General features: G+C 38.9%; 12 protein-coding genes. All 12 read right to left on the bottom strand.

Annotated features, from left to right (window positions below):
- Window positions 1-10: 10 nt before the first annotated feature.
- The 12 genes from cysK to FW781_RS01515 all read right to left on the bottom strand — a co-directional run bounded on the left by cysK (window position 11) and on the right by FW781_RS01515 (window position 13093).
- On the bottom strand, window positions 11-922 hold the full coding sequence (gene cysK / locus FW781_RS01570; protein WP_149385817.1) for a cysteine synthase A: 912 nt from the start codon (window positions 920-922) through the stop codon (window positions 11-13).
- A gap of 22 nt (window positions 923-944) precedes the next feature.
- Window positions 945-1781 carry a serine O-acetyltransferase EpsC gene (gene epsC, locus FW781_RS01565; protein WP_149385816.1) on the bottom strand — a complete coding sequence of 279 codons (837 nt, stop codon included), beginning with the start codon at window positions 1779-1781 and terminating at the stop codon, window positions 945-947.
- 4 nt (window positions 1782-1785) lie between these two features.
- Complete coding sequence (locus FW781_RS01560) at window positions 1786-3024, bottom strand: sulfate adenylyltransferase subunit 1 (protein ID WP_149385815.1); 1239 nt, start codon at window positions 3022-3024, stop codon at window positions 1786-1788.
- A gap of 107 nt (window positions 3025-3131) precedes the next feature.
- Window positions 3132-4040 carry a sulfate adenylyltransferase subunit CysD gene (cysD, locus tag FW781_RS01555; RefSeq protein WP_262884113.1) on the bottom strand — a complete coding sequence of 303 codons (909 nt, stop codon included), beginning with the start codon at window positions 4038-4040 and terminating at the stop codon, window positions 3132-3134.
- An 11-nt stretch (window positions 4041-4051) separates the two neighbouring features.
- Window positions 4052-4765, bottom strand: a complete 714-nt coding sequence (locus FW781_RS01550) for a phosphoadenylyl-sulfate reductase (RefSeq protein ID WP_149385813.1) — start codon at window positions 4763-4765, stop codon at window positions 4052-4054.
- 82 nt (window positions 4766-4847) lie between these two features.
- Complete coding sequence (locus tag FW781_RS01545) at window positions 4848-5264, bottom strand: RrF2 family transcriptional regulator (RefSeq protein WP_149385812.1); 417 nt, start codon at window positions 5262-5264, stop codon at window positions 4848-4850.
- 241 nt (window positions 5265-5505) lie between these two features.
- Window positions 5506-6006 carry a GNAT family N-acetyltransferase gene (locus tag FW781_RS01540; protein ID WP_149385811.1) on the bottom strand — a complete coding sequence of 167 codons (501 nt, stop codon included), beginning with the start codon at window positions 6004-6006 and terminating at the stop codon, window positions 5506-5508.
- Window positions 6007-6185: 179 nt separating this feature from the next.
- Window positions 6186-8333: a M43 family zinc metalloprotease gene (locus tag FW781_RS01535; RefSeq protein WP_149385810.1), complete on the bottom strand. Its 2148-nt coding sequence runs from the start codon at window positions 8331-8333 to the stop codon at window positions 6186-6188.
- 83 nt (window positions 8334-8416) lie between these two features.
- Window positions 8417-9682 (bottom strand): NAD(P)/FAD-dependent oxidoreductase, encoded by a 1266-nt coding sequence (locus FW781_RS01530; protein WP_149385809.1) that lies wholly within the window; start codon window positions 9680-9682, stop codon window positions 8417-8419.
- Between the two features lie 8 nt (window positions 9683-9690).
- Complete coding sequence (locus FW781_RS01525; RefSeq protein ID WP_149385808.1) at window positions 9691-10689, bottom strand: 4-hydroxyproline epimerase; 999 nt, start codon at window positions 10687-10689, stop codon at window positions 9691-9693.
- A complete protein-coding gene (locus FW781_RS01520) occupies window positions 10686-12173 on the bottom strand; it encodes an aldehyde dehydrogenase (NADP(+)) (RefSeq protein WP_149385807.1) in 1488 nt (495 codons plus the stop codon). Before FW781_RS01520 ends, FW781_RS01525 begins: the two co-directional genes overlap by 4 nt.
- On the bottom strand, window positions 12170-13093 hold the full coding sequence (locus tag FW781_RS01515; RefSeq protein WP_149385806.1) for a dihydrodipicolinate synthase family protein: 924 nt from the start codon (window positions 13091-13093) through the stop codon (window positions 12170-12172). Before FW781_RS01515 ends, FW781_RS01520 begins: the two co-directional genes overlap by 4 nt.
- Between the last annotated feature and the right edge of the window lie 24 nt (window positions 13094-13117).

The raw sequence follows: 13117 nt of genomic DNA, 5'->3' as shown, positions 1-13117 counted from the left end.
AATTAAGGATTTAGAAAAGTCCTTCTACGGATAGGTATCTCTCTCCGGTATCGTAATTGATGGTAAGGATTTTAGCGTTAGATTGTATTTCCGGTAAATGTTTTGCAATGGCGGCTAAAGCGGCTCCTGTAGAAACTCCTACAAAAAGGCCTTCTTTTTTAGCGGCATTAAGGGCATACTCATAGGCTTCCTCCTTGCCTACTGTGATCACTCCGTCTAAAAGGGTAATATCCAGGATAGAAGGAACAAAACCGGCTCCAAGTCCCTGTAATGGGTGTGGTGCAGGACTTCCTCCGCTCAATACGGGAGATAATTCCGGTTCTACTGCAATCACTTTTACGGCAGGATATTTTTCCTTTACCGTTTTTGCAATTCCGGTGATGTGTCCTCCCGTTCCTACTCCTGTAATGATATAATCAAGCCCGTCCGGGAAATCTTTTAAAATTTCCTGAGCAGTAGTTTCTACATGTACTTTTACATTGGCAGGATTATCAAACTGTCTTGGAATCCAAGAATTTGGAGTTTCTTCAGCAAGTTCATTAGCCTTTTCAATGGCGCCTTTCATTCCCTTTTCTCTTGGGGTAAGTACGAATTCAGCTCCATAAGCTTCCATAATTTTACGGCGCTCTATACTCATACTTTCAGGCATAACAAGGATAAGTTTGTATCCTTTTACGGCAGCAACCAAAGCGAGTCCTATTCCCGTATTTCCGCTGGTAGGCTCTATAATGGTGCTGTCTTTATTTAATAATCCTTTTGCTTCTGCATCTTCAATCATTGCTAATGCAATTCTGTCTTTAATGCTTCCGCCAGGGTTGCTTTTTTCAAGTTTAATCCAGATTTCATGGTCTGAATTGAATAGTGTATTGATTTTTACGACGGGAGTATTTCCAATCGTTTCTAATGCGTTCTGAAATCTCATATCAATTTACTTTTTTGTTTTTTTAAATCACAAAGGTTAATGATTCCGGTAATGAAGTATTATCCTTTATTTTTATTTCGCTTTTGTGATAGACCAGAGAATTGGCAGGAACGTTCTGTGTAATCCAGACATTTCCTCCTATAATACTCTCTCTTCCTATCGTAGTTTCACCTCCCAGAATAGTTGCTCCCGAATAGATAATCACATCATCTTCAATATTGGGGTGTCTTTTCTGATGGGCTTTTTCTTTGGAAACATTTAAGGCTCCAAGGGTTACTCCCTGATAGATTTTGACATTATTTCCGATAACAGTTGTTTCTCCGATCACGATTCCTGTTCCGTGATCAATAAAAAAAGACTTTCCGATGGCAGCTCCTGGGTGAATGTCAATTCCTGTTTTACTGTGCGCATATTCTGAAATGACACGGGGCAAAATTTTCACTTCCTGAATCCAGAGCTGGTGTGAAATACGATAGACATAAGTAGCCAAAAAGCCCGGATATGCCAGATATACTTCTTCCAGAGAGTCAGCGGCAGGGTCAAATTCCAGAATTGATTTTGCATCCAGAACCAGCTGATCATACAATCCCGGTAAAGCTTCAAAAAACTGACTAACCTGTTTTTCGGTAATGATTTTATTACCCGTTACAGTATTGATAAGGTCTGAAAGTGTTTCCTGAAGTGCTTCAAAATTTCTTTTCAGCTGTTCTTCCGTAATGTCATTCTGAGGGAGAGGAAGAAAGAGTATTTCATACAGATCCTTTACCCATTTTTTTGTCTTTATTTTATCAAAGAATCCATGAATGCTATGTTGTTTGGTCTGATGAACTCTTTGTGTTAACTGATCGGAAACTATCATTTTTCTATTGAATTATACAGGCTGCCACTGTTGAATTGGATGTTTCATCCACTAAAATGGCTGAGCCCGTTGTTTTATTATTGGCAAAGCTGTCATAAACCAGAGGCTGTGCTGTACGGAGTTTAACTTTTACAATTTCGTTCAGTTTAACTTCACCATCAGCCTGTTCCCGGATAAGGGTATTGACATTGATCTTGTAATCTACCTCTTTTACCACTGCTTTTACCAGTCTGCTGTTTTGTTGCAGAAGGTACTTATTACCTGGCTGTAACGGTTTCTGATCAAGCCAGCATAAAAGAATTTCAAGATCTTTTTCAACTGCCGGAATCTGTTCTTTGGTGGCAAAAACATCTCCTCGGCTAACATCTACATCATGGGCAAGGTGAATAACGGCAGGTTGTCCTTCAAAAGCTTCTTCTTTTTCAATACCATTGATTTCTATTTTGGTGATTTCGGTGGTCAGATCTGCCGGAAGGATATGAATTGGATCTCCTTTTGTGAATTTTCCGCTTAATATTTGTCCGGCATATCCTCTGTAATCGTGCAATTCCTCGGTCTGAGGGCGAATCACATACTGAACCTGAAAACGGCTACCGTTATTTTTTTCTTCATTTAAAGTGGCCTCTTCAAGATATTCAAGAAGAGAATTTCCATCATACCAATCTGTTCTTGAGGATTTTGAAACAATATTATCTCCTTTCAATGCAGAGATTGGAAAATAGCTTACATCATTTAATCCCAGATTATCTGCTATTTTTGAATATTCTGATTTTATGTTTTCAAATACCTCTTCTGAATAATCTACCATATCCATTTTATTGATGGCAACCGCTACCTTTTTTAGCTGTAATAAAGATGCGATGATAGAATGTCTTCTGGTTTGTTCAATCACCCCTTTTCTTGCGTCAATCAGAATGACCATCAGATCTGAGTTGGATGCTCCGGTAACCATATTACGGGTGTACTGAACGTGTCCCGGAGCATCGGCAATAATAAATTTTCTTTTTGCGGTTGAAAAATAGCGGTAGGCGACATCAATTGTGATTCCCTGCTCTCTTTCGGCGCGCAGACCATCCGTTAAAAGGGCAAGGTCTACTCCATCTTCATTTTTGTTTTTAGAATGTTTTTCAAGGACTTCCAACTGATCCTGTAAAATACTTTTGCTATCGTAAAGCAGTCTGCCGATAAGGGTGCTTTTTCCGTCATCTACGCTTCCTGCTGTTATAAATCTTAATATATCCATCCGATTTTTGTTATAAATAATGAGTAATTGGTAATGAGTAATGTTCTGTTGTTAAGAAGTAAAAGGTGTTTGTCCTAATTACTTATTACTCATCGCTGATTGCTTATCTAGAAATAGCCTCCTTTTTTTCGGTCTTCCATGGCTGCTTCAGTCACTCTGTCGTCAATTCTGGTTTCGCCGCGTTCTGAAATTCTGGTGGCTACAATTTCTTCGATTACCGCATCTATTGTAACAGCATTAGATTCCACAGCCGCAGTACAGGTCATATCTCCTACAGTACGGTAACGTATTTTTTTTGTGGTGATAATATCTTCGGGTTCCAGGAAAACATGTGATGAATTGGCAAGCCACTGGCCATTAAAATCTATCACTTCCCTTTCATGCGAGAAATAAATGGAAGGAAGTGCAATTTTCTCTCTGCGGATATAGTTCCAGATGTCAAGTTCTGTCCAGTTACTGATGGGGAAAACTCTTACATTTTCTCCTTTGTGGATTTTTCCGTTGAAAATATTCCAAAGCTCAGGACGCTGAAGCTTAGGATCCCACTGCCCGAATTCATCACGGACAGAAAATATCCTTTCTTTGGCGCGGGCTTTTTCTTCATCTCTGCGGGCCCCTCCGATGCAGGCATCAAATTCAAATTCTTCAATAGTATCAAGAAGAGTGTAGGTTTGCAGCCAGTTTCTGCTTGGGAATTTACCTTTAGCTTCAGTTAATCTCTTACTTTTTATAGTATCTTCAACTTTCCGGACTACAAGTTTAACATCTAACTGCTTTACCAGCTGATCACGGAAATTCAACACTTCCGGAAAGTTGTGCCCGGTATCTACATGAACAAATGTAAATGGAATTTTTCCATGGAAGAATGCTTTTTTGGCCAGATGAGCCAGTACAATACTGTCTTTTCCTCCACTGAATAATAAGGCAGGACGTTCAAACTGGCCTGCTACTTCTCTTAATATATAAATAGATTCGGCTTCTAACTGATCTAAATAATTTAATTGCTGTATTGACATTTTTTCTTTTTTTATTGATGAATATGCAGACCGCATTCTTTTTTGTTGGCATCTTCCCACCACCATCGGCCGGCTCTGAAATCTTCCCCTTCCTTGATCGCTCTGGTACAGGGTTCGCATCCTATGCTTATAAATCCTTTTTTATGAAGATGATTGTAGGGTAAATGATGGTTTTTTACATAATCTGCAACCTGCTCTGAAGTCCAGTGAAGAATAGGATGATATTTAATGATCTTATTATCCGGATCCCACTCCAGCTGCGGCACATTCTGTCTGTTGGCAGAATGTTCAGATCTGAGCCCGGTGATCCATACTTTATATCCTTCCAGCGCTTTTTTTAAGGGATGAACCTTACGGATCGTACAGCACGCCTTCCTCTTTTCTACAGATTGATAAAATGAGTCCGGACCGTTTTCTGTAACAAACTCTCTGAGTTCTTCCGTATCCGGATAATATGCTTTGATGTTCTTTTTAAAGAAAGCCTTGGTAGATGTCCAGGTTTCGTAGGTTTGCTCAAAAAGTCTTCCCGTATCCAAGGTAAAAATTTCAATATTTAAATCTTTTATCAGATGAGTGATAACCTGATCTTCATAGCTGAAACTGGTTGAAAAGATTACTTTACCCGGAAATCTTTCAGTCAGTAATTGCAGCCCATTAGTTTGAAAAGAAGCTTCAGAAGCCTCTTTTACAATATTTTCGAATTCATTTTTCAGACTGTATTCCATTTTGGATTGAGATTTAAGTCTTGCAAATATATATAAAATTCTATAACTCCCATCAAAATAGTAGAATTTAAATAAAAAAAATTTAATCCTTGTTGATAAACTTAGTCAGAGTGGCTTCCATCATACTTTTTCTGGTCTTTTCACGAACGATGATGAGTTCTTTTCTCAGATAGCAGACTGCTTCATCTACACAATCGTCACAGGCTTCGTAAAAGTTTAAAGAGACACATGGTGTAAGGGCAATAGGTCCGTCAAAAATCCGGTAAATATCTGCTAATGAGACATCATCAGGCGATTTTAATAAATAGTAGCCTCCTACTTTGCCTTGCTTACTGTTGACAAGTTTCGCTCTTTTAAGTTCAAGGAGAATTTGTTCCAGAAATTTTTTTGGGATGTTCTCATCTTGTGCAATAATGGAGGTTGACAGAAAGCCCTGGTTGTAATTCCTTGCTAATCTGACCATTGCTTTAAGCGCATATTTGCAACGTTTTGACATCATAATTTCTGCAAGTTATGATAAATTATTGTATAAACGAAATGTTTTCCGTGGAAGGACTTTATTCTATCTTAACTGTAAAAGTCAGCAAAAAGTTAAAAATACCTAAGTTGATTTTAAGTTATATATAAGGTGCTGAGAGGTTCACTGAACGCTAAAAAAATCTTTGATTTATTGACTGTTAAATAAACCTTATAGGTTTCACAAACCTATAAGGTTTAAATTTTTCAATATCAGGATATGTTTATTTTTTCTCTAATATAAAATAAGCCAGTTCTCTATCCTGCTCCTCGCGCATCAGGTTTTCAATTCTCTTAAAGCTGCTTTTCAGAAGGACTTTCTGAGATCCGATATTCTCAAGATCGGTTACAGCGACGATATCTTTCTGATGATTTAATGATAAACAATAATCAACAAGGGCTTTACAAACTTCAGTTCCGAGTCCTTTTCCCCAGTAATTTTCTCCCAAAGTATACCCTATTTCTAACTGATCAGGATTATCAAGAAAGATTCTGGCCAGGCACATTCCCACAAAATCGTTATTTTGGGTATCAAATATTCCCCATCTGCTGAATGGTCCTGCTTCATAATCTGCCAGTGCTTTGTCAAACATGTCTTTATATTCTTCAGGAGTTTTGTAAGGCAGATAGCGGGTAACATTCTCATTTTCAAAAAGAGTGGAAAACAATAAAAATTCTTTAGGTGTAAATTCACGGATGATAATCCTTTCGTTTTTATAATGCATTGAAATTGTAATTACAGAATAAAAGTACATAAATAAATTATGAACTGAACCTATATAATAAAAAATTGGGCTTAACTGTTAAGCCCAATCAACTGCATATGAATACTAAACTATTATTCATATTTCTGAGAAAAGTGTTTTGTTATTTAAAGAGTTTTAAACCAGCTTTAAGTTTGATTCTATCTTTTAATGAATTTTTGGGAAGATTTCCCTAAAGAGGTTTCGATATCAATTAAATAAGTTCCGCTTAGGAAGTGTTTAACATCAACCTTATCACCAATAACTTTAGCATTCATTTTTCTTCCAAACATGTCGTAAACAGAAATTGATTTAATTTTCCCTTTTGTTTTAATATTCAATACATCAGAAACTGGATTTGGATAGATGGATGTTTCTGAGTTTGTTGTATTAACGTTTGCAGTAGATAATGATAATGCACAAGGTGTTGTAATGCTGCCATATGGTTGTGTATTATATCCAAATTCTGTTACAGAATAATTTGAACCATTGGCCCCCACAATCAGTTTGAAATAGCCGTTAATATTGTAGCCTTCGAATTGGTTTCTAAAACCAACATAAGCGGTTTGGCCAGACCAGTTAGTATATGTAGGAGTGTATACGTCAAGTTGTCCGGGAGTACCAGTTGGGTAACCTATATTATTTGCATTAGTTATAGTGGTGCAAGCCGGAATTAAACTAATATTTCGTGTTCCTGTTTCACATACTAATCCTTTCCAATAGGTTTCAAATTTTAATTGATTTGCTCCATAGTACCAAGCACCATACCCTGCATCATCACTAAGCTCCGGGTTAATGATAAAATATTTCCAAGGTGCCCCGGAGTTGGTAGTTACTGTTGTTGGTGTTGGGTTGGCATAACTTTCCAGAGGAGTTCCTGTAACTATTTTATAAGGATCTTTATAAGAAAAAGTTAATGCTAAAGCTGTTGTGGATCCTAATGACGTTGCACCTCCTGTTATAGCTGGATTAAGGAATGTAATTGATGAATTCAGGACCTGGCTTTTAGGATGACTGGTTGCCGCACCATTTATGGTAAGTGTAGCAGTAGTAGGGCTTGTAACTGCTATAGTTGCTGTTAGTCCTGCTGGTAATGAAGAAGTGAAATGTGTTCCTGCAGTAAGAGTTGTTCCATTTGGTACGGCAAATGTTGCTCCGTTTAGCGTAATCGTTGATGTAGGGGCAGATGCTACTGTTCCATCTAATGACACGGCCCCACTATTGTTTAAGTTCTCTGTAAATGTACTGTTGCTAAGGGTTAATCTAGGCGGAGTATTAGCAACTCCGGTTGCGGCTAAGTTGGCAGGCTGCCATAAATTCTTTCGTGAAGGATGGTTTAATGCTGCCAGCATTCTGTTAACTTGTCCATTGGTAAACATTTTATAACAACCGGAAGAACCATTGTATCCCATATAGTTTTCAACGTTCACTTTTTGTCCAAGACAATTGTTGCCAGCTGCACATCCTAATCCATTAGAATTATTTTCTACAGGGGTGTCAGCAACTCCATCACCATCATTACTAGGGTTCGCAGTTGAACAAAGAACATTAAACGTATGTTGAAGATTTAACCAATGTCCAAATTCGTGAGTGAATGTATCAGAAAACTCGTTTGAAGCTGCTGTTCCTGCAGCATTAAATATATAACGTCCATTATAAACAACTCTGGCTGTATTCACTGAAGTCATGTATGAATCCGGATACCAGGCAACTCCTGATTGATATAAATCTTTATTAGCATATAGGTCATTTTGTATATATACATTCATATACTTTGTATTATCCCAGGCATCTGAACCAATTTGTGCATCATATCCGCCTCCGTTGCCATATCCACCTTTGAAAGGATGAAATACCACTCCGCTTGTTGCTTTTCCAGTTGGGTCAATTTTAGCTAATCGAAATTCAATACTTAATGCTCCTCTGATAGATTGGAAATCAGAATCCACAGTATTTGAATCAGTATTGATTCCATTGAAATTTAAGTTGATTTGTTGCAGCAAGTCAACTACTTTTTGGTAATTTACTTTTACATTACTCTGAGATTCTCCATACACATGAAAAACCACAGGGATGATATAGGTGGGAGCGTTGACCTTTTTATTCAATGGAGTTTTGTTTGATTCCATTTTTTTTACAAAATCTTTGGTGAATTTTTCAAAATTTTCATATTCAGCCTTAGATTCAGGGTGCAGTTCAAAATGTTTTTTCATCATTTCATCTGCTTTACACTCATGAGGTCTATTTTCTTGAGCAAAACCTATTATTGGAAATAGGGAAACAAGTAGTAGTAATTTAAATTTTTTCATGATTTTTGGATTTGGTTGTTAATAAATTATTTGAATATTTAAATGGTTTTAGGCATAATTTTTTGTGTGTTATGTGATGTTTTTTAACTAAACCTTTCAGGGTTGAATATCTTTATCTCAACCGTTGGCTTTTGGCTATTGGCAAGTTCTGAAACTGTTTTTCCAAAAATGGGTCCTAAACTTAGCCCCATCATACCCCCACCACCTGCGATAATCAGGTTTTTTAATTGGGAAGATTGTCCCAGATAAGGCAGCCCATCCGGTGCGCACGGTCTGTAACCAAACCAGATTTCAGATTCTTTTTTATAATGCATCTGAAAGTCAGGTAAATATTGAGGAATAGACCGGACGATCCCTTCTACTCTTTTCATGTTAATTTTATCATGATGGGAAGCCAGCTCCATAGTTCCTCCGAAACGGATCTGCCCGTTCATAGGAGTAACAGCCACTCTTGCTTCCAGTAATAAAGCAGCATGGTTCATGGTGTTGACCGGATTTTCAGGGGTGTGCATGAACGAATATCCTTTGCCGGGCATTAATTGAATTTTGATTCCTGCCTTCTGAGCCAATTCGGGTAGAAATGAACCTCCTGTCATGACGAAACAATCTGCAGTAAACTTTTTATCATTGGCAATTACGGCTTTAATCGTACTTTCTGAAGTTTCAATTCCGGTTACTTTGTGATGGGTATAAAAAACGACACCATTATTTTTAAGATAAGAGATCATTTGTTTCATCAGTTTCATCGGATTCATATGGCCGTCACATTTATAATTGATCCCTCCTATGACATCCATCCGGATATTGGGCTCAAGTTCCTGAATACCTTTTTGATCCAGAATGTCAACAGATAATCCCAGACTGACTGCTTTGTGGGCAAGTTCTGTTTCTTCTTCCCTTACTTTTTCGGTTTTGTAAAGCATTAGAATACCGTTTTGATTAAGCTCGAAATTAAATTCATCTTTTGCTGCAATCTCGTTATAAAGAAGACTGCTGGCCAGATTAAGATCCCTGATAGCTGATGCCGAACGGTCTACATGCTTCTGATTGGAGTGTTTTAAGAATTTAATTCCCCAGGAAAACAGATCAGTACTTAGTGAAGGCTTTACATAAAACGGACTTTTACTATCAAACATCCAGCGGATTCCCTGTGCCACAACTCCTGGTGCTGCCAACGGAGTAAAGTGGCTGGGTACGATCATTCCTGCATTGCCATAAGAACAATTGTTGGAAAGATCATTCTGCTCCAGAATTTCTACACTCCAGCCTTGCTGTAAAAGATAATAGGCGGAGCTTAAACCTGCTATTCCTGCACCGATAATGAGTGCTTTTCCTTTATTCTGTGTCATATGTTTGTTTACATAACCTGAAATCCCTGCCAATAAGGATCTTCATCATCAATAATAATGTGATTATAACCGGTAATCCTTGCCCAGCCTTCTACTGACGGGATGATGGCTGGTTTTCCGTCTACAGTATCGGTTCCTTCAATTCTTCCGATGAACTGGGATCCGATATAGCTTTCATGGATAAACTTTTCTCCTTCTTTTAATTTTCCTTTAGCATACCATTGAGCCATTCTTGCAGAAGTACCTGTTCCGCATGGTGAGCGGTCAAGGGCATTTTCTCCCACTAAAACGGCATTTCGTCCGCTTGCTTCAGAATCTTTGGGATTGCCTGTCCATTGAATGTGGCTTAATCCGGTAATGTGTTCATTTTCAGGATGGATAAATTGATATTTTTCATTAAGTAATTTTCTGATGATCTTTCCGTAATGAATAAGCTGGCTGGCTGTAAAATCAGAAATATCACTGAAATTTTCCTGTGGATCAATAATAGCATAGAAGTTCCCGCCATAAGCTACATCAGCTTTTATGACTCCAAGATCCGGGCATTCAACTTCCAGATTTTCAGCATACAGAAAGGATTTTACATTAGTCAGTTTTACAGACGTTACTTTTTTTCCTTCTTGTATGTAATCAATGAGAATAAGTCCTGCCGGTGTTTCAAGACGCAGCTTTCCGGGAATTTTAGGAAAAATCAGGCCTTCTTCTATGGCAATGGTTACGGTCCCGATTGTTCCGTGCCCACACATGGGAAGACATCCGCTGGTTTCAATATATAAAACTCCGATATCATTTTCTTCATCAATAGGCGGATACAAAATACTCCCACTCATCATATCATGACCACGGGGTTCAAACATAAGCCCTTTCCGGATCCAGTCGTATTCTTTCATAAAATGAAGCCTGCGCTCCATCATGGAATTTCCTTTTAGAATGGGACCACCTCCTGCAACAAGACGTACAGGGCAGCCACAGGTGTGCGAATCTATACAAAAAAATGTTCTGTTCATGTTGTCTGTAATTTTAATGATCCTGAATTGACTTCCCCGTCTACTATTCTGCTGATCTGTAGAGCGTTTTCATTCTTCAGCTCTTCGGGTAAAAATTCATCCGGCCAGTTTTGGAAAGAAATAGGACGGATAAACCTTTTGACAGCATCCGGACCTACAGAGGTAAAACGGGAATCAGTTGTGGAAGGAAAAGGACCTCCATGCTGCATGGCATAAACAACTTCCACTCCTGTAGGCATTCCGTTGAATAGCAACCTTCCGCATTTATCTTTCAGAAGATTGATCAGCATAAGGTTATTCCGGGCATCTTCTTCGGTAGCTGCTAGAGTAATTGTTAACTGTCCTTTCAGTTGTTTAGCAATTTCCATTATTTCTTCCCGGGTTTCACAAGTTACAATGATCCCAAAGGGTCCGAAAACCTCTTCACTCAGCACAGGATTTTTTATAAAGTTTTTGGCACTGGTTTCTATCACCATAGCACGCGCTTGCCATTCATCAATTTCTGTATCTGCTGTTGCAATACTATGTACTTCCGGCTGTTCTGCTGCAATGGTTTTATGTTTTTCAAAGCTTTCATAGATTCCTTTGTGAAGCATCTTTGCTGGAATAACTTCCTGAATTCCGTTTTTCAGGGCAATGATAAAACGGTCCAGAGCTTCTCCTTTAAGAGCAATACATACTCCCGGGTTGGTGCAGAACTGCCCGGCTCCCAATGTTAAGGAGAAAAGATATTCTTTAGCGAATGCTTCTGCTCTGTTTTCAAGCAAATCCGGCAGGGCAAATACAGGATTGATACTGCCCATTTCTGCAAAAACCGGAATGGGATCTTCACGGCGGTTCGCCATGTCAAACAAAGCTTTTCCTCCAGCAAATGAACCGGTAAATGCAACGGCTCTGATGTCTTTATGCTGAACTAAATAAGCTCCAATATCATGGGATGCTCCGGTAATGTGGCTAAAAGTTCCTTCAGGCCATCCAAATTCTTTTACAGCAGCTGTTATGGCATCAGCCATTAGTTGAGAGGTCTTAGGGTGTGCCGGATGCGCTTTTACAATGACGGGACAGCCTGCTCCAATGGCACTCGCCGTATCACCGCCCGCTGTAGAAAAAGCAAACGGGAAATTGCTGGCCCCGAAAACAACCACAGGCCCTATCCCTACATTGTATTTTCTGAGGTCTCCTTTTTGCCTGTCAGGCTGGGCAAGATCGATCCGTGGTTCTGTGTATATTCCTGTGTTTACAGCTTTGGCGTAGCTTCTCCATTGTCCTGATGTCCTTGCCTTTTCACCGGTAAGTCTCGCCAAAGGAAGTGAGGTTTCAGCATGGGCTGTTGTCAAAAGTTCTTTTCCCAACACTTCAATCTTATCGGCAACGGTGTTCATAAAGGCCGCCCTTTCTTTTACAGTGGTATTTTTCAGAAACTGATAGGCTTCGGCGGCCATCTGGATTCTCCTGTCAATATTTTCTTTTGATGTTTCAATCATATTTGTTTTTCTGGAGTTAATAGTATCGGGCGGCTGGCTATACCTTCTTCAATGATCTTTTTGATTTTTTCAGCTTCCTCTCCATGAAGTTCAAGACGTGGAGCTCTTACATAAGGACTGCTTATTCCTTCCGCTGTAGCTGCCAGCTTGATGTACTGAATAAGCTTTGGGTGGATATCAAGTTCCAGCAATGGCATAAACCATCTGTAGATTGCTACAGCTTTGTCATATTTACCTGCTTTAACAAGATTATACATTGCCATTGTTTCATTAGGAAATGCATCTACAAGACCTGCTACAAGGCCATCTGCCCCAAGCATCAGGGTTTCCAGACAAATAGTATCTACCCCGCCAAGAATTTTGATTCTTTTTCCAAAACGGTTGATCATTCTGGTTACATTGGCAAGATCTCTTGTAGATTCTTTAACCGCCTGAATGGTTGGGTACTCAATAAGTTCCTCAAACATTTCAAGAGTAACATAAATTCCATAATCTACCGGGTTATTATAAATGAGGATAGGAAGATCTGTAGCAGCAGCTACCGCTTTAAAATATTCTACCACTTCACGGCTGTCTGCTTTATAGCGCATAGGAGGAAGCAGCATAAGTCCGTCAGCACCTGATTCTTTAGCTTTTTCAGCGAAGTGTACTGCATTTTTGGTCGTATTTTCAGAAAGGTTGAGAATAACGGGGATTCTTCCCTGTGTGATCTGTTTTGCGTATTTCAGCAGTTCAAATTTTTCTTCGGTTTCCAAAGCGCTGGCTTCACCCAATGTTCCTGCAAGGATGATTCCGTGAACACCTGCTTTAATCTGGGCTTCCGTATTGAGAGCAAACATTTCAAAGTCGATCTCACCTTCTTTCGTAAAAGGAGTTAATACAGCAGGATAAATTCCTTCCCAGTTTAGTTTTGTACTCATATCAAATAATATTTATTCAAAACT

This window comes from Chryseobacterium panacisoli, from assembly GCF_008274625.1.
GTDB classification, from domain to species: domain Bacteria; phylum Bacteroidota; class Bacteroidia; order Flavobacteriales; family Weeksellaceae; genus Chryseobacterium; species Chryseobacterium panacisoli.
Note: the sequence above shows the minus strand (reverse complement) of the source record. Positions and strands in the feature narration are given on the sequence as shown.